Below are 17,650 nucleotides of genomic sequence, written 5' to 3' on the forward strand. Positions count from 1 at the left end.
AGGTTATGCTTGTTTCCTCGCATTTCTTTGCGTTACTGCTATGAACTAAAACACCATTTCAGTAATCTGTCTGCAAACCGCTGGCACTCATACCCTAAATAATTTGAGTTGCAGGAAGGCAGCCAACGCTCATGCAGCTTGAATTATGACGGTTACATTGAAGGAAAAGTTGATGGAACTCACCACCCGCACCATTGCGGCACGCAAGCATATTGCCCTGGTTTCTCATGACCATTGCAAAAAATCTCTGCTCGAATGGGTCATGCAAAACAGAGACCTTTTGTCACAGCACGAACTGTATGCGACTGGCACCACCGGAAACCTGGTACAGAAGGCAACAGGTATTGATGTTCACTGTTTACTCAGTGGCCCTATGGGCGGAGACCAAGAGGTGGGTGCGCTGATATCTGAGAAGAAAATTGATATTTTGATTTTCTTCTGGGATCCACTCAATGCCGTACCACATGACCCTGATGTCAAAGCCCTGCTACGTCTTGCCACAGTCTGGAATATTCCGGTTGCGACTAACCGCTCTACCGCCGACTTCTTAATTGACTCCGCCTTGTTTAGCGGCGAAGTGACTATTGCCATCCCGGATTATGACCGTTACTTACAGCAACGCCTGAAATAATGATGAAACCCGGAGTGATAATATCTCCGGGTTTCATTTCTCACAAAAACGCCCCATATTGGCTAAGGTTTGCGTTGGGTCGGCACCCCTAACTCACTAAGTTGATTAACAAAAATAGAAGGATTAGCGGTATCTTGCAGTAACCAAACTTGATGTTTTGCTCGCGTCATGGCGACATAAAGTAAGCGCCGTTCTTCCGCATCAGGGAAATCTTCAGGGGGCGGTAGCAGCACATCTTCCAAAATTGACTCGCGCACCACTGCAGGGAAACCATCATTTCCCTCATGTAATCCAGCAATAATCACATAATCAGCCTGCTGCCCTTTACTGGCATGGATCGTCATGAAATCAATGGTTAATTTTGGCCAGCGCGTGGTTGCTTTTTGCAATATTTCGGGCCGTAAATGGTGATAACGAGCCAAAATAAGAATGCGCTCATCATCTTTAACAAAGCCACTTAACTTATCCAACAGAGATTCAAGCTGCTCACTCGGCAAGATGACAACCGATTTTTTATTCCCCTGACTCAAGCTATTCAGGGGTTTCTTCAGTTGATAGGGATTCTGCTGAATAAACCGGTTAGCAATCTCACCAATCCGGTCATTAAATCGATAGGTAGTATCCAATGCACATTCTGCGCTTTCACCAAAATTCTGGCTGAAAGCGGTGGTGAGAGAAAGTTCTGCGCCGCTGAAACGGTATATCGCCTGCCAGTCATCACCCACGGCAAACAGGCAGGTCTGCTTATTTTGTTTGCGTAAAGCACTCAGCAGCATGGCACGCTGTGGCGAAATATCCTGAAATTCATCAACCAGAATGTGTTTCCACGGGCTGACAAAACGCCCTTTTTCCAGCAAATTGACGGCTTGATGAATCAGCCCAGAGAAATCAACTGCGCCCTCTTCTTTTAGCGCTGTTTTCCATGCTTTCAATAACGGTGCCATTAGCCGTATACGTTTTTGGAAGAGAGCACGCACTTCTTCATCAGCCTGTTCAATCATTTCAGCCTGACTCCCCCCATGCATGCGCATCAAACCTAACCAGCGCTCAAGTCGCCCGGCTAGCCGGGCTGCGAGCCGCGAATCACGCCAAAATTCGCCATCATCAATATCCCATTCAAGCTCGTCGGTTAACCACTCGCGCCACCCTTTAGCTTGCGCCTTTTTCTCACTACATTGCTGTTGCCAATGTTTGATAAGCAGTGACCGCCTGGCCTGGCTGTCTGATTCCAGTTTGCTTATCACCGGAGTTTTACGGCTACCTTGCTGAATTATTTGCAACGCGAGCGCGTGGAAGGTTTTGGCTTGAATATCATCCACGCCAAGGCGTTGTTTGATGCGGCTGTTCATTTCATCCGCGGCCTGGCGGCCAAAAGCGAGCAGTAAAATCTGCTCAGGCAGAGCTTCATTGCGCCGCAGTAACCAACCCGCGCGAGCAACCAATACAGAAGTTTTACCACTGCCGGCACCAGCCAATATCAATACCGAATCTTCGCCGTTGACGACCGCCCGACTTTGCGACTCATTTAGCGGAGAAGTTTCAACGCTCTGGAAGAAATCCTGATGCTCCTCCAGCATGCGATGAGTCCATTGCTGATTGCGGCGGTCAACACTTCGGTTACCATGCTCCAGCCAGCGCAAGCAAAGCTCATAATCTGCGCGGCAAGAGTCAAATTCGATTAAGCGCTGAACAGGCATCGGCAGCGAGGTAAAAGCCTCACGGATAGATGCTTGCACCTGACTTAACTCGCTGCGTTTAAACCATTTATCCTGCTGCTCAATTCGCTTAATCAGTTCAACTTGTTTATGCAAAACGTCAACACACACCCGGCTCATCTCCTCACTCCATTGTTGCCAGATGCCCAGTAAATGATGATAGAAACGCTGAGTTTCTTGCCATTCGGTGCCATGTAAACGTACAACTTGCTGATTTGGAAGCTCAAACTCCATCTCGCCCCAAACAATACCGCGTTTACATTGAATGTTAACCAACTGGTTAAAAGGAATCAGGTATTGATGTTTATCACCGCATACTTCGATGCCCGCATTGAGCAAACGTACCCGGTTATAGGGGTGCTGAGCCAAATGTTTGCCAAAAGATGTCGCTTTAAGTTCCATATCCGCGCGCCATAACTCGTATTAAGTGAATTGAAATAACATGATGGAGTGTAAATAAAATAATTGAGTTTAAACAACAGGTATCCGATAGTTAACAACGGAAACTAACCGGCGCCATGCGTATAGAATAGATGGCACCTGTTATCACTCATCCGCATTGCGGTTTTTTTATTCAGCTAGGCAGATTAATCACTATGCGTACTGTACTGAATATTCTTAATTTTGTTTTAGGTGGTTTTTTCACCACATTGGGCTGGTTATTGGCAACTGTGGTCAGCGTCATCCTGATTTTCACCTTACCATTAACGCGCTCTTGCTGGGAGATAACCAAGTTATCATTTCTCCCTTATGGCAATGAGGCGATCCATGTCAATGAATTATACCCAGAAAAAAGTAATCCTCTGCTAACCGCGGGTGGTTCTTTGCTGAATATCGTTTGGTTTATTTTATTTGGTTGGTGGTTATGTTTATCACATATTGCAACCGGAATTGTGCAATGTATCACCATAATTGGGATTCCGGTCGGGATTGCCAATTTTAAGATTGCTGCCATCGCGTTATGGCCTGTGGGTCGCCGTGTCGTTTCTGTTGAAATGGCACAACAAGCAAGAATGGCCAATGCTCAACGCCAGTATCAACAACGCTGAATTTTCTGTTTTTAGAGGTTTTTTGTGCTCACTTTCGTCACTGGTTTACGCCGTTATATCTACAATAGCAGCCTGCTTTATCATGTTCGTATATTTATCGCGTTGGTGGGTGTAACGGCGGTTCCGTGGTGGATTGATCAGCCAAAGCTGACAATCCCCTTAACACTGGGTGTCGTGGCCGCAGCATTAACTGATCTTGATGACCGCCTAGCTGGGCGGTTACGTAATCTATTCATTACGCTGATTTGTTTTTTTATCGCATCAGCCTCTATTGAGCTGTTATTTCCTTATCCTTGGTTTTTTGCCCTTGGCCTGACCTTTTCAACCTGTGGCTTTATTCTGCTGGGTACCTTAGGCCAACGTTATGCCACCATCGCCTTTGGCGCATTATTAATTGCCATTTACACCATGTTGGGTACTTCCATGTACCATATTTGGTATCAGCAACCCCTGTTACTGATACTCGGTGCCGTTTGGTATAATGTTCTGACCCTATGTGGACATCTTATTTTTCCTATCCGCCCGTTACAGGATAATCTGGCCCGTTGCTATCAACATCTGGCCCAATATCTTGAGGCAAAAGCTAATCTATTTGACCCTGATATAGAACCTGATGTCAATCAACCACTTATAGATGTAGCAATGGCTAACGGTACATTAGTCTCGACATTGAACCAAGCCAAAACCTCACTTGTTACGCGACTGAAAGGTGATCGCGGTCAGCGTGAAACCCGGCGCACCCTCCACTATTATTTTGTTGCGCAAGATATTCATGAACGCGCCAGTTCATCGCATGTTCAATATCAAGTATTGCGGGAAAAATTTCGCTACAGCGACGTGTTATTCCGCTTTCAACGTCTGCTTAGCATGCAAGCCAGGGCCTGTATGAAGCTATCGCAATCCATTCTGATGAGACAAAAATATCAGCATGACCCGCGTTTCGAACGGGCGTTTACTTTTTTAGATGCTGCATTGGCCCGAGAACTGGCACAGAATGAGAATGTACCACAAGTTAAAGCACTGTCTCATTTGCTCAAAAACCTGCGCGCCATTGATGCCCAGCTGGCTGGCATTGAATCAGAACAAGTATTAGCTGAAGGCCCACAACCTGAAAGTCGCTTATCCGACGATCGTCTCACCGGATGGAGTGATATCAAGCTGCGTATCAGCCGCCATCTGACCCCTCAATCCGCACTCTTCCGACATGCTGTGCGCATGTCCGTTGTACTCTGCGTGGGCTATGCGTTTATTCAGCTTACTGGCATGCGTCATGGTTATTGGATCTTGCTGACCAGCCTTTTTGTCTGCCAGCCCAACTACAATGCGACGAGACGCCGCCTCGCGCTGCGCATTATTGGCACCTTGGCAGGTATCCTTATTGGGCTACCCATCCTTTATTTTGTGCCGTCTATTGAGGGTCAGTTAATCCTGATTGTCATTACTGGCGTACTCTTTTTTGCTTTCCGCAATGTTCAGTATGCTCATGCAACGATGTTCATTACTTTGTTGGTTTTACTCTGTTTTAACTTACTTGGGGAAGGATTTGAGGTTGCCGCACCGCGGGTGTTTGACACGCTACTTGGTTGCGCTATTGCCTGGGTCGCAGTGAGTTTTATCTGGCCTGACTGGAAATTCCGCCAACTTCCTGCCGTGGTTCACAGGACACTAAATGCAAATTGCCGTTATCTGGATGCTATTTTAGTGCAATATTATCAAGGTAAAGATAACAGCTTGCCCTACCGTGTTGCCCGGCGTGATGCACATAATTGCGATGCTGAATTGGCCTCTGTTATTTCAAATATGTCAGCGGAGCCAAAGAATGACAAAGAGACTCAGGAAGCAGCATTTCGTTTACTTTGCCTCAACCACACCATGCTGAGTTATATTTCTGCATTAGGTGCTCACCGTGAAAAACTGACCAATACTGCCACGTTGAATTTACTCGATGATGCTATTTGTTATGTTGAAGGTGCTCTTGAACAAGAACAACCCGACAGTACAAAAATGACACAAGTATTAGCGGGCTTATTAACCCGGCTACAGAGCTGTAATCCTGAGCCGGAGAGCAAAGATCAACTGGTTTTACAACAAATTGGCTTATTGCTCGAATTATTACCTGAGCTTAGTGAACTTAATAAACGCATTGGTCAAGCTGACTAATGAAATCTCGGGCCAGTTTCCATCAATGGCCCTTCTCTATATTGTTTCATATTGCGCGACATCAGCCGGCTGAATGTGCATTTCAAACCATTCAATTAGCTCGCTACGCATCATTAGCGGCAACACCGCACAATGGTGGCCACTTATCGCGCCAGCCAGAGCCAATAATACATTGACGCCTAATGTGCGCCGTAACGTACGTAACTTCAGATAACAACGCTTAGCCCCCTCAAGCTTCAGCTCTGCCGCACTCTGAATACCGACTTTCCATAGTAGCCGTTCGAGGCTGGCACTAAGATTGGGTAAATCCTTCAAACGAACCGGGGGATTTTTTTTACTTAAAACTTCGGATTTAGCCCCTTGATATGACTGTTTTGCAAAGTGGCGCAATGCAAGATCATCGTCCCACAATGCCGAGTCAACCCAATAATAACGCAGTGAAACAGGAAGACCGCGTTTAGCATAAACAAGATTAACCATCCCTCTGGTGCGGAATAAATTTTCAACCAAATCATTAGCACGTAGATACAACTCCCCTTCCGAAACTACGGCAAACATAATGTTATTGGCTAACAGGCCATAACCACCAAATTGTGAGCGGACTGTGATTTGGCCCAAAAAATCAAAACGACACCGAGCCTGCATTATCTTGTTTTCTGATACTTTTTTCATCACTACTCCTTTAGTAAAAATCCTATCCAACGTCCCTTTTTAGTTGCAATAAGTGTAAGAGGAACAGCTAATTAGAAAATACGCAATATGGATAACTGAGCCAAACACAAAATCAACTTTTGCGTATTTACATCGCAATAATGCGAAGCGTCTTGTAAAAATTTAGTTGATCTTCGAACAAACAGTGACTACTGTATATACATACAGGACACCACAGGCGAGGTTCATCATGCGTACTCAATCACTAAAACCTTATAATGCTAATTATCATTCTCTTATTACCCGTGACGCACAGGAAAGAGTTGATGCACCAACCGATAGTGGCCTTATCAGTGAACTTGTGTACAGTGAAAATCAGCCTGCGGTAGCACAATTACTGCTTCCTTTATTACAACAGCTCGGTAAACAGTCCCGGTGGCTCTTGTGGCTGACCCCACAACAGAAATTGAGTCGTTTGTGGTTACAGCAATCAGGTTTACCAATGAGTAAAGTCGTTCAGGCGAGGCAGATCAATCCATTATCCACTGTTGATGCCATGGAAAAGGCGTTGTTGACGGGAAATTACAGTGTTGTTCTTGGATGGCTACCCGAATTGTCAGAAAATGACCGCATTAGATTGCGTATGGCAGCAAAGTTAGGGAATGCTTATGGGTTTGTTATGCGTCCTCTGAATGAGACAAAACTCGATCAAGGACAGTGCGCAACGTTAAAAATTCATTCTTCTTTGTATCATTAAGTAAATTTAGGATTTATCCCATGAATTATTACAATATTTAGGGCTTACTCCTGCAAAATCAGCATAAAGCGAGTCAGAATGCGGCTTGCGGCGGAAAATAAGGTCTAGGAAATACTACATTTCACTGCTAAATCGTTAAAGATTATGCACTATTTCGCTTTTTTTTCAGCCGGTTTATCACATCACACTTGTAACTTTCTCACCACGTTGTAGACTTTACATCGCCAAGGTTGCTCTAAAACGCCAAATTATACTGGCAGCGTGATTAACGGGAGCGTTAAAACCTTGACGAAGAATTTTAACCAAGGGCTTAGCTTTTAAAGCTCATTGCCTATTTGGATGATAACGAGGCGTAAAATGAAAAAGACAGCTATCGCATTAGCAGTGGCACTGGCTGGTTTCGCTACAGTAGCGCAAGCCGCACCGAAAGATAACACCTGGTACACCGGTGGTAAACTGGGCTGGTCTCAGTATCAAAATACTGGCACTGGCGGTATCTATGGCGACCAAGGCAATGACGGTCCAACTCATAAAGACCAATTAGGTGCTGGTGCGTTCTTGGGTTACCAAGCAAACCAATACCTGGGCTTTGAAATGGGATACGACTGGCTTGGCCGTATGCCTTACAAAGGCGACGTTCGTAACGGCGACTTTAAAGCACAAGGCGTTCAACTGGCTGCAAAACTGAGCTACCCAATTGCTCAGGATTTGGACCTGTACACCCGTTTAGGTGGTATGGTTTGGCGTGCAGACTCAAGCGCGTTTGACGCAGCTACTGGCGACCGTCAAAACAACCATGATACCGGTGTTTCTCCACTGGTAGCACTGGGTGCTGAATACGCATGGACCAAAAACTGGGCAACCCGTATGGAATACCAATGGGTTAGCAACATCGGTGATAAAGCTACCGTTGGTGCTCGTCCAGACAACGGCATGCTAAGCGTAGGTGTTTCTTACCGTTTCGGTCAGGAAGATGCAGTAGCTCCAATTGCTCCGGCTCCAGCTCCAGCTCCAGTTGTTGATACCAAGCGTTTCACACTGAAATCTGACGTGCTGTTTGCTTTCAACAAATCAACGTTGAAACCAGAAGGCCAGCAAGCTCTGGACCAACTGTATGCACAACTGAGCTCTATCGATCCTAAAGATGGTTCTGTAGTGGTTCTGGGCTTCGCTGACCGTATCGGCCAACCAGCTCCTAACTTAGCTCTGTCTCAGCGTCGTGCTGACAGCGTGCGTGATTACCTGGTTTCTAAAGGTATCCCTGCTGACAAAATCACCGCTCGCGGTGAAGGCCAAGCTAACCCAGTTACAGGCAACACCTGTGACAACGTGAAACCACGTGCTGCTCTGATTGAGTGCCTGGCACCAGATCGTCGCGTAGAGATCGAAGTTAAAGGCTACAAAGAAGTTGTAACTCAGCCACAGGCTTAAGTTTACTGCTTCCGTAAAAAACCCCGCATTGCGGGGTTTTTTTTATCGTGAAATTAAGAAAATCGAATCAAATCACATTTTCTTAATTTCACTATTTCTGCCGTGTTGATATTGATTCATATCCGTGCGGTTCAAACATCTTTACCAAGAATATCTTGCAAGTCCTGCTTCAACGACGACATCTGATTCTGATACTTCTCTTTACGTTCCGCATCTTCAATTAACTGAACAACTGTCTCTGACAGTGTATTACCTCGACGCCTTGCCAAGGCGGCTAAACGCTGCCACACCAGAAACTCCAGATCGATTGATTTCTTGCGAGTATGTTGATGTTCCGCATTAAAATGGCGCTTACGTCTGGCGCGGATAGTCTGCTTCATCCGGGTAGCGAGCTGCATATTCATATGCGTATCAATCCACTCCAACACCTTCACGGGTTCACTTTCCAACTTCATCAGTTGCTCAACAGCATCCTGAGCCGCACTGTTTTCTATATGACGAGTAATGGCTTCACCTTCACGGTGTTTTTTAACCAAATACGCCCATTTCCAACCGCTTTCCAGATTTTCCAGTTGCTGATATTTCATCGTGAGCTCTTTAGTGACCGTGTAACTTAAGTTAAGCATAACAGTTTTACGCAGAATTTCACCCTACTAAAAGTGCATGCTTAGTTTGTTTTTTGTACGGAATACTGTCGATATCTTACTCCTTGCCCCCAACTGCTACTCTACGTATATGAAGTCTGGTTTATTCTTGTATAATCGCCCTTTCCCTTTTTGACGATTGCATCTATCACTTTGACCAATAACAGACTTGAATGGCAGTCACTGCTGCCGAACACAACGCCATATGAAGCGTTATTTGCTACTGCCTCCCAGTTGGAGCCTGTTTCTTTCGCGGCGATTCAACCCCGGCTTGAAAATGGAATGACACTATTTTGTCATCCACAATCACTGCCGCGTTTTATGTTGATCAAAGCACAGGAAAGTACTGAGTATCTGGCACTGATCGCTCAAGCTGTTAAAGAGCTACAGCCTGAGGCCTCAGCCTTGTTTGGTGGAGACTACCTTGTGCATGGGCACCAGGTCAGCTGGCAACCTGCTCAACGCGGTGATGAGCCATTTGCGGCGATGTCGCGCTGCCTCTATCAGGAATGGGTAGAACCAGAACAGCTGTTTGGCTGTGTCAGATGGCATAAAGATCAAATAACTCTCCAGCCAGGCTTGGTTCATCAAGCTAATGGCGGTGTATTGATCCTGTCGGTACGATCATTACAGGCTCAGCCATTGATGTGGCTACGCCTGAAGCAGATGATAGTTCAGCAACGCTTCGACTGGTTGTCACCTGACGAGACTCGTCCTCTACCGGTACATATTCCCTCAATGCCACTGGATCTGCGTTTGATTCTGATCGGCGATCGTCTTGGCTTGGGTGATTTCCATGATATGGAGCCTGAGCTTGGCGAATTGGCTATTTACGGTGAATTTGAAGTTGAACTGCCGCTAGTCGATATTGATGGCATGACGTTGTGGTGCGGCTATATCAATGCGCTGTTGCAGCAAAAGCAGTTGCCTTCGTTATCCGCCGATGCCTGGCCGGTGCTATTCCGTCAGGCGGTGCGTTACAGCGGCGACCAAGGGAGCCTGCCATTATGCCCGCAATGGCTCACTCGCCAGTTAGCTGAAGCTGCACTCTATGCCGAAGAGGACTCGATTACCGCCAATGCGCTTGAAGTCGCACTAAATGCCCGCGACTGGCGTAATAGCTATCTTGCTGAACGGATGCAAGATGAAATTGAGTTAGGACAAATTCTGGTTGAGACCGAAGGCCAGGTTGTCGGCCAAATTAATGGCCTGTCGGTATTGGAATATCCGGGGCACCCTTATGCTTTCGGTGAACCCGCACGTATCAGCTGCGTTGTTCATTTAGGCGATGGCGAATTTGTTGACGTAGAGCGTAAAGCTGAATTAGGCGGTAACATTCATGCTAAAGGCATGATGATTATGCAAGCGTTCCTGATTTCAGAACTGGAACTTGATCAGCCACTGCCTTTCTCGGCCTCCATTGTTTTTGAGCAATCCTATGGAGAGGTTGATGGCGACAGTGCATCGCTGGCAGAGCTTTGCGCACTGGTCAGTGCCCTATCGCAACAGCCTATCAATCAACAAATCGCCGTGACAGGTTCAGTTGACCAATTTGGCAACGTGCAACCTATTGGTGGTGTGAATGAAAAGATTGAAGGCTTCTTCGAAGCTTGCCAACGTCGTGGGCTTACAGGCAGTCAGGGCGTTATTTTACCGGCCACTAATGTCCGTCATTTATGCTTGAATCAAGCGGTGATTGAGGCGGTACAGCAAGGTCAGTTCCATTTGTGGGCTGTAGATACAGTCGCTGAAGCATTACCTTTGCTTACGGGTATGGCTTATGCTGATGAGCAACAACCTAGCTTATTAGGTATAATTCAAGAGCGAATCTCACAAGTAAATCCGCAGGACAGACGCCGTTGGCCTTGGCCATTACGCTGGCTCAACTGGTTCAACCAGGGCTGATCGGACTTGCTCAGCGTACAGCTGTACGCTATTCTGCGCACTTCATCAAAATAAGGCTTACTGAGAACATGGTAGATAAACGCGAATCCTATACAAAAGAAGACCTTGAAGCATCAGGCCGTGGCGAACTGTTTGGCGCTGGCGGGCCACCATTGCCAGCAGGCAATATGTTAATGATGGACCGTGTCGTTAAAATGACAGAAGACGGCGGTACCTATGGCAAAGGTTATGTGGAAGCGGAACTGGATATAAATCCGGATCTATGGTTCTTCGGTTGCCACTTTATCGGCGACCCGGTAATGCCTGGCTGCCTGGGCCTTGATGCCATGTGGCAGTTAGTTGGTTTCTATCTTGGCTGGTTGGGTGGCGAAGGCAAAGGCCGCGCACTCGGCGTCGGTGAAGTTAAATTCACCGGGCAAGTCCTGCCAGATGCCAAAAAAGTAACATACCGTATTAATTTTAAACGCATTATTATGCGTAAATTGATTATGGGTGTGGCTGACGGTGAAGTGCTGGTAGATGGCAAAGTGATTTATACCGCCACCGATTTAAAAGTAGGCCTGTTTAAAGACACCAACGCCTTCTAATATTTAGACCCGTTTTCCCGTGCAGGGGCGGTTAACTCCCCTGCACATTAACTATGATGCCAATGAACTATTACTATGATGCCAATGGCATTTTTTTTTAACACTAGTCACTATAATAAATGTAGCGACTAGATTACATTTAGTTTTGACGCAGCTCGCTATGCCCACAAAAATCATCCGAGGAGTGGTATGCAAAGAACTCGCCTGCAAGATATGCCCTGCCCGGTGGCCCGTTCTCTTGAACGGGTAGGAGAATGGTGGAGCATACTGATTATCCGTGATGCCTTTCAAGGGCTCACGCGGTTTGATGAATTTCAGCAAAGTTTGCAGCTTTCTCCCACCATCCTTACCCGCCGCCTCAAATATTTAGTGGAAAGCGGTATCCTGGAGAAACAGCTCTATCATGCTCGCCCCGCCCGCTATGAATACTTATTGACGGAGCGCGGCAATGATTTCTTCCCAGTGATTGCAGCCCTGTTTCACTGGGGTAATCAGCATTTTGCGCCAGACGGCCCCGCAGTCATACTCACCGATCGCCGTACCGGTACTCCGGTCGAACCAATTTTGCTGAACAATACCACTCAGCAACCTATTCGCGCAGAGGATGTCACTATCGCGGCAGGCTCGGTCAGGAGCGATATAATTAATAAACGGTTGGCATTGATGCATGAGAAAAATGTAGCCAATGTCAGGTATTCCCCCCATTCAATTGAGTCTTCAAAGGAAAAATAATGAACATGCGCCGTGTAGTAATTACAGGAATGGGTGTGGTTTCCCCATTAGGCTGCGGTATCGATATGGTGTGGCAACGCCTGCTAGCAGGGCAATCGGGTATCCGTGTTCTGCCAGATGAAATTGTCGGTGATTTGTCGGCAAAAATTGGGGGACAAGTGCCAACACTCGCAGCAGATCCAGAAGCAGGCTTCGATCCAGATAAAGCTGTTGCGCCAAAAGATCAAAAGAAAATGGATCGCTTTATTGAATTTGCCATGGCCGCTGCAGATGAAGCCATTGCCCATGCTGGCTGGCAAGCCGATAATGCCGAGAAACAAGAGCGCACTGCGACCATTATTGGTTCTGGTATTGGCGGTTTCCCATCGATTGCAAATGCAGTACGTACCACGGATAGCCGTGGGCCAAAACGGCTGTCACCTTTTACCGTCCCCTCATTTTTGGTGAATCTGGCCGCAGGTCATGTTTCCATTAAACATCATTTCAAAGGGCCGATTGGTGCGCCGGTGACTGCTTGTGCGGCCGGTGTTCAAGCCATCGGCGATGCAGTTCGTCTTATCCGCAATGATGAAGCTGATGTTGCATTATGTGGCGGCGCTGAAGCTGCAATCGATAAAGTCAGCCTGGCTGGCTTTGCGGCTGCACGTGCATTATCAACCGGTTCTAATGATGCTCCTGAAAAAGCGTCTCGCCCCTTCGACAGTGCCCGTGATGGCTTTGTGATGGGTGAAGGTGCTGGCTTACTGGTGATTGAAGAACTGGAACATGCTTTGGCGCGTGGCGCAAAACCCTTAGCCGAGATTGTCGGCTACGGTACCAGTGCCGATGCATATCATATGACCTCCGGTGCCGAAGACGGTGATGGAGCATACCGTGCCATGAAGATTGCGTTACGCCAGGCAGGTATTACACCCGCACAGGTTCAGCATCTCAATGCTCATGCGACCTCAACGCCAGTAGGCGATCTCGGCGAAATTAATGCCATTAAACACTTGTTTGGCGAAGGTGATACCTTAGCAGTTACATCGACTAAGTCAGCGACTGGTCACTTGTTGGGGGCTGCTGGCGGATTGGAAACGATTTTCACCGTGCTGGCATTGCGCGATCAAATCGTACCCGCAACATTGAATCTGGAAAACCTGGACCCAGCCGCCACCGGGCTGAAGGTGATAGCAGGTAAAGCACAGCCTCATGAAATGACTTATGCACTTTCGAATGGTTTTGGTTTTGGCGGGGTGAATGCGAGTATCTTACTAAAACGTTGGGTTGATTAAAGTAACCAATAACCTCCGCATAAAGCGGAGGTTATCCCTTAGTCTGACAGAGAGCCGCTTAAGCGGTCACAGCCCTGTCCTCCATGGCTTGTCGCCAACCTCCTAACCAATGCGATCTGGCGTCTAAAGCTTGATAGGGGCAAATTTCCCTTGAACGCCCTGAAATACCTGCTTGATAACCACGTGACAACGCTCTTTCCAAGCGATCTCTTTTCTGTCTCTTCATGCCTCGTTTCCCTCATCTTTCGGTCTGGTGGAAAGAAAACAGTGACTACTTTATGTTCAGTCACAGTTAAGTGATAGACCTTAGGAAACAGAAAAGCAATGCGCAAAATTCACGCCAATGTCATATTTGTGAGCTATGCCCGCTGAATTTGCTAAGTGATTGATTTGGGGTGAATGGTTTTAACTGATTGATATACAATAAAAATCCTCTTTCACGATAAATTTATAATTATCGATGAAAGAGGATTAGACAGATTTGGAACAAAATATGACTTAAATCACCGTAACTGGGCAGCTATCGACTTGGCCTCTTGCTGCCAACCTTCAGCCAAAGTACGAATCAGTGCATCATAACCATCTTCACCCTGTTTAAGCTCTAAATCGAACGGCTGTTTAATCAGTTGCCCCTGACGTTTGAGTATCCAAACACCACGGATGATGGCACGCCCATCATAGCGGCCATGGAACCCGGTGACAGTAACATTCAGGACATCCTGATCGCTATCGAGTGGTTGTGAGGAAACCAACCAGCCCGGCAGCGCATTGCTCAGATTAGTGACCAAGGTTTGCTGCAACTGTTGATCCAATGGGCTTGCCCAGAGGTTGTTGCTGGCAATCACGTATTGCACATCGTTGGTTTGATATACCACACCGGCCGCCGCCAGATAATCCGCTACACCAACATGCTCAACCCACAATTGCCTTGATGCAACACTACTCGTCGCGCCAGCAGGCGCACTGAGTGCTGGCAACTGATAATACGTTTTGCTGGGTGTGCTGCTGCAAGCACTGAGTAACAGCGCTGCGATAACTGCCATCCATTTCATCATTTTTTGGCCTTCTTAGGCTGAGGATCCTGACTTCCTGCCGCTTCAAATACCAGCGCGTTGCTCTTTTCATTCAGCGTCCGCAACACCGGTTGTAATTCACGCAACACCTGATCTAACCGCTGCATATCACCCACCATTTTATTGTAGGCCGGTGAACCAGGCTGGAAACCTTTCATACTACGATTCAATTCATTCAAAGTTTTTTGTAGATCTTTCGGTAAATCCTGCATTGCCGGGCTGGCGGTGAGTGCCGTCAGTGATTCCAGAGTTTTCTGGGTTTCACGCATGGTTTTCTGACTTTCAGCCAGTGTTTTGGTGACTTCTGTGACCATTGGATCCAGCGGCAGACTATTGATCTTATCCAGTGTTTGCATCACTTTTTGCTGAATCTGCGCTAAACCACCGCTGACGGTTGGCAGCAAAGGATAGCCCGCCACTTCCAATGGCCCTTTCCACGGTTTGGCGTCCGGGTAAAAATCCAGATCGACAAACAGTGCGCCGGTCAACAAGTTGCCTGATTTCAGCGAGGCACGTAGACCGCGTTCTTTGGCCGTTTTCAGTATTTTTTCAAAATTAGCATCTGGGCCTAAGTCCTCGCGGAAACGGCCAGGCTCAATGCGAATTAACACCGGAATCCGAAAGTCATTATCAACGCGTTGCCTTATCCCTTCAGCGAAGAAAGGCACATCTCCGACAGTCCCGATACGAATCCCCCGGAATTCAACCGGTGCTCCAGCTTGTAAGCCACGCACCGAATCAGAGAAGAACAGCAAGAAATCTTCATGTTCGGTGTACAACGAATTTTGAATGCTACTGCGGTTATCAAACAGTTTGAACTCCGCCTTCGCTTCGGTAATTTGCTTACCCGGATCTAAACCGTCAGGCACATCAAAGCTGACGCCGCCACTGAATAAAGTCGCCAGAGAGGCCATTTCGACACGCATCCCTTGCGAGGAGAGATCTACCGCCACCCCACTGTCTTTCCAAAAACGCACATTACTGGTGACCAGGCTGTCATAAGGCGCGCCAATGAATAGCTGATAACGCATCAGACGTGATTTCGCATCAAAAGCACTGGTTTCCACTGAGCCCACACGATAGCCACGGAACAACACGGGATCGCCAGCATTCAGCTGCCCGGCTTGCTCACTGTCAAGTATGATGCGCAGCCCTTTGGCATCCGGCGAGGCAAGTGGTGGGGAATCCAATAATGCGAACTCATTTAATGGCTTACCTTTACCACCAGGTTGCAGTTCAATGTAAGCCCCTGATAGCAAAGTTCCCAAGCCGGAAACACCTTCACGGCCAATCTGCGGCTTGACCACCCAGAAAACGGTATCGCTGTGTAGCAAGGTATTCATGCCGGAATTCAACCGCGCCTTCACAATAACATGGTTGAGATCTTCACTTAACGTGACCTGCTCAACGATGCCAACATCAACACTGCGGCTCTTTATTTTGGTTTTACCCGCTTCAATGCCTTCAGCGTTCAAAGTGGTCATAACCACCTGCGGCCCCTGATGGCTAAAGTGATAAAACAGTATCCATGCGCCAATCAGCGCAGTGACAATCGGGATGATCCACACTGGGGACCACCGCTTGATTTTTTCAATTTCTGCCACACCTTGGCTGGGATTATTGTCCGTCACCTTGCGGCTCCTTTTGGGTTGTTTCACTTATCCGATCCCAGGTTAAACGGGGATCGAAGGTTAATGCAGCAAACATGGTCAGGATAACCACCATGGCAAATAGCAGGGCACCAATCGCCGGATAGATACTCATCAGTTGCCCAATACGTACCAATGACGACAGCACCGCGATAACAAAAACATCAATCATTGACCAGCGGCCAACGAACTCCACTATTTCATAAATAAAATGCATCCGTTCAGTATCGGTATTACCTTTGCCTTTTGCATCCCAACATAACCAACCGATCGCTAGCATTTTTAATGATGGCACCATAATACTGGCAATAAAAATTACCATTGCCACCGGATAAGAGCCTTCACTCCACAAGAAAATCACCCCTGCCATGATGGTGGAGTTCATCTGATTCCCCAAACTTTCAGTAATCATTATGGGCATCAGGTTGGCTGGGATATATAACATGATTGACGTGACTAATAGTGCCATTGTCCACTGGAGGCTATTGCGCCGACGGATATAGCCATGAGTATGGCAGCGAGGGCATTCCACCAGGTCTTGTGGCAAAATAGCCGTACAGCACGCGCAAGAGCGCAGACCCTGGCGCAAACCGGTTCGACCCGCAATCAGTGGGTAAGGTAAAGCCGGTGCAGGGGCGATATCCTGCCACATCCAATGGCGGTCAACACATTGGAAAGCACGCACCTGCAATAAACAGAATAAGCAATAAGGGACAAAACTGCTGCCAATGCCGATTTCGCCATACGCCATTAGCTTAACAAAACTGACCAGCACACCGGCGAGGAAAATCTCGACCATGCACCAGGTTTTAAATTGGAAAAGTGCTTTTGCTATCAGTGCCTTCCAGCGGTGCGGCATACGCACTCGCAGACAAAGCAAAATGATGGCCACCATACAGAAAGCCGGAATCAACTGAACCAAAACCATAAATAACGTTGCCATGCTGGCATAGTCATCTGCCACCATCACTTGGGGTATTTGGATCAGGGTAATTTCGCTGGTGATCCCCGCCACACGCATATTGACGAAGGGGAACATATTAGCCAGCAACAGCATAAAGAGTGCGCTGATAGCATAACCCACCGGGCGCTTACGTGGTTCGTCCCACCGCGCGGTCAGTGTGGTTTTACAGCGCGGACATACCGCTTTGGTGCCATAAGGCAAGTAGGGTAAGGCCACTGACATGTCGCACTGCCGGCACAGGATAACGTTCCCTGACTGCCCTGTGTGCTCGCCGTGCTCAGGCTGAATTACAGAACACAATATCGAATCCCTCACGGCTGATCCCTTTTATATAAAGGGGATTGAACACCGTTCTATCAAGTAACTTACTATAACAATAGACATAATATCATCATAAAGTAGGATATCACGTCACCTGACAGAACGGT

At 47.3% G+C, this 17,650-nt stretch carries 16 protein-coding genes; 9 read left to right on the forward strand and 7 right to left on the reverse strand.

Translation table 11 applies throughout. The features are described from left to right. Nucleotides 1–172: 172 nt before the first annotated feature. On the forward strand, nt 173–631 hold the full coding sequence (locus FGL26_RS07205) for a methylglyoxal synthase (protein ID WP_005160079.1): 459 nt from the start codon (nt 173–175) through the stop codon (nt 629–631). A 62-nt stretch (nt 632–693) separates the two neighbouring features. Here the strand turns inward: FGL26_RS07205 and helD are convergent, their stop codons facing one another. Next, nucleotides 694–2,748 carry a DNA helicase IV gene (gene helD / locus FGL26_RS07210; RefSeq protein ID WP_005170858.1) on the reverse strand — a complete coding sequence of 685 codons (2,055 nt, stop codon included), beginning with the start codon at nt 2,746–2,748 and terminating at the stop codon, nt 694–696. Nucleotides 2,749–2,942: 194 nt separating this feature from the next. Here helD and FGL26_RS07215 point away from each other — a divergent pair, with 194 nt between their 5' ends. Then, nucleotides 2,943–3,395, forward strand: a complete 453-nt coding sequence (locus FGL26_RS07215) for a YccF domain-containing protein (protein WP_005170867.1) — start codon at nt 2,943–2,945, stop codon at nt 3,393–3,395. A 24-nt stretch (nt 3,396–3,419) separates the two neighbouring features. Beyond that, nucleotides 3,420–5,555, forward strand: coding sequence for a YccS family putative transporter (yccS, locus tag FGL26_RS07220; RefSeq protein ID WP_005170869.1), 2,136 nt, complete (start codon nt 3,420–3,422; stop codon nt 5,553–5,555). A gap of 36 nt (nt 5,556–5,591) precedes the next feature. Here yccS and FGL26_RS07225 read toward each other — a convergent pair whose 3' ends face one another. After that, complete coding sequence (locus FGL26_RS07225) at nt 5,592–6,227, reverse strand: TfoX/Sxy family DNA transformation protein (RefSeq protein ID WP_005170872.1); 636 nt, start codon at nt 6,225–6,227, stop codon at nt 5,592–5,594. 229 nt (nt 6,228–6,456) lie between these two features. On the opposite strand from FGL26_RS07225, the gene sulA reads away from it, so the two are divergent. Together sulA and ompA are read left to right on the forward strand one after the other, a co-directional pair. Beyond that, on the forward strand, nt 6,457–6,963 hold the full coding sequence (gene sulA / locus FGL26_RS07230; RefSeq protein ID WP_005170875.1) for an SOS-induced cell division inhibitor SulA: 507 nt from the start codon (nt 6,457–6,459) through the stop codon (nt 6,961–6,963). A gap of 357 nt (nt 6,964–7,320) precedes the next feature. Beyond that, complete coding sequence (ompA, locus tag FGL26_RS07235) at nt 7,321–8,394, forward strand: porin OmpA (protein WP_005170877.1); 1,074 nt, start codon at nt 7,321–7,323, stop codon at nt 8,392–8,394. Between the two features lie 131 nt (nt 8,395–8,525). Here ompA and matP read toward each other — a convergent pair whose 3' ends face one another. Next, complete coding sequence (gene matP, locus FGL26_RS07240; protein WP_005170880.1) at nt 8,526–8,981, reverse strand: macrodomain Ter protein MatP; 456 nt, start codon at nt 8,979–8,981, stop codon at nt 8,526–8,528. A gap of 210 nt (nt 8,982–9,191) precedes the next feature. Between matP and FGL26_RS07245 the strand changes: the two genes are divergently transcribed. From FGL26_RS07245 to fabF, 4 genes are all read left to right on the forward strand, one after another. Beyond that, nucleotides 9,192–10,943 (forward strand): AAA family ATPase, encoded by a 1,752-nt coding sequence (locus tag FGL26_RS07245; RefSeq protein ID WP_032909324.1) that lies wholly within the window; start codon nt 9,192–9,194, stop codon nt 10,941–10,943. A gap of 68 nt (nt 10,944–11,011) precedes the next feature. Further along, nucleotides 11,012–11,530, forward strand: coding sequence for a bifunctional 3-hydroxydecanoyl-ACP dehydratase/trans-2-decenoyl-ACP isomerase (gene fabA, locus FGL26_RS07250; protein ID WP_005160035.1), 519 nt, complete (start codon nt 11,012–11,014; stop codon nt 11,528–11,530). A 189-nt stretch (nt 11,531–11,719) separates the two neighbouring features. After that, nucleotides 11,720–12,262: a winged helix-turn-helix transcriptional regulator gene (locus tag FGL26_RS07255; protein WP_005170904.1), complete on the forward strand. Its 543-nt coding sequence runs from the start codon at nt 11,720–11,722 to the stop codon at nt 12,260–12,262. Continuing rightward, complete coding sequence (gene fabF / locus FGL26_RS07260; protein ID WP_011816052.1) at nt 12,262–13,536, forward strand: beta-ketoacyl-ACP synthase II; 1,275 nt, start codon at nt 12,262–12,264, stop codon at nt 13,534–13,536. Before FGL26_RS07255 ends, fabF begins: the two co-directional genes overlap by 1 nt. A 58-nt stretch (nt 13,537–13,594) precedes the next feature. On the opposite strand, the gene rmf is transcribed toward fabF, so the two are convergent. The 4 genes from rmf to pqiA all read right to left on the reverse strand — a co-directional run bounded on the left by rmf (nt 13,595) and on the right by pqiA (nt 17,522). Continuing rightward, nucleotides 13,595–13,762 carry a ribosome modulation factor gene (gene rmf, locus FGL26_RS07265; RefSeq protein ID WP_005170911.1) on the reverse strand — a complete coding sequence of 56 codons (168 nt, stop codon included), beginning with the start codon at nt 13,760–13,762 and terminating at the stop codon, nt 13,595–13,597. Nucleotides 13,763–14,039: 277 nt separating this feature from the next. Next, nucleotides 14,040–14,591 (reverse strand): membrane integrity-associated transporter subunit PqiC, encoded by a 552-nt coding sequence (gene pqiC / locus FGL26_RS07270; protein WP_005170914.1) that lies wholly within the window; start codon nt 14,589–14,591, stop codon nt 14,040–14,042. Then, entirely contained in the window at nt 14,588–16,240 is a 1,653-nt protein-coding gene (pqiB, locus tag FGL26_RS07275; RefSeq protein ID WP_005170919.1) for an intermembrane transport protein PqiB, read from the reverse strand. Before pqiB ends, pqiC begins: the two co-directional genes overlap by 4 nt. Next, the gene (gene pqiA / locus FGL26_RS07280; RefSeq protein WP_072013161.1) at nt 16,227–17,522 is read right to left on the reverse strand and encodes a membrane integrity-associated transporter subunit PqiA; all 1,296 of its coding nucleotides are present in this window, start codon (nt 17,520–17,522) and stop codon (nt 16,227–16,229) included. The genes pqiB and pqiA overlap by 14 nt, the downstream gene beginning before the upstream one ends. Nucleotides 17,523–17,650 lie beyond the last annotated feature (128 nt).

This window comes from Yersinia enterocolitica subsp. enterocolitica (genome assembly GCF_901472495.1).
Lineage (GTDB): Bacteria > Pseudomonadota > Gammaproteobacteria > Enterobacterales > Enterobacteriaceae > Yersinia > Yersinia enterocolitica.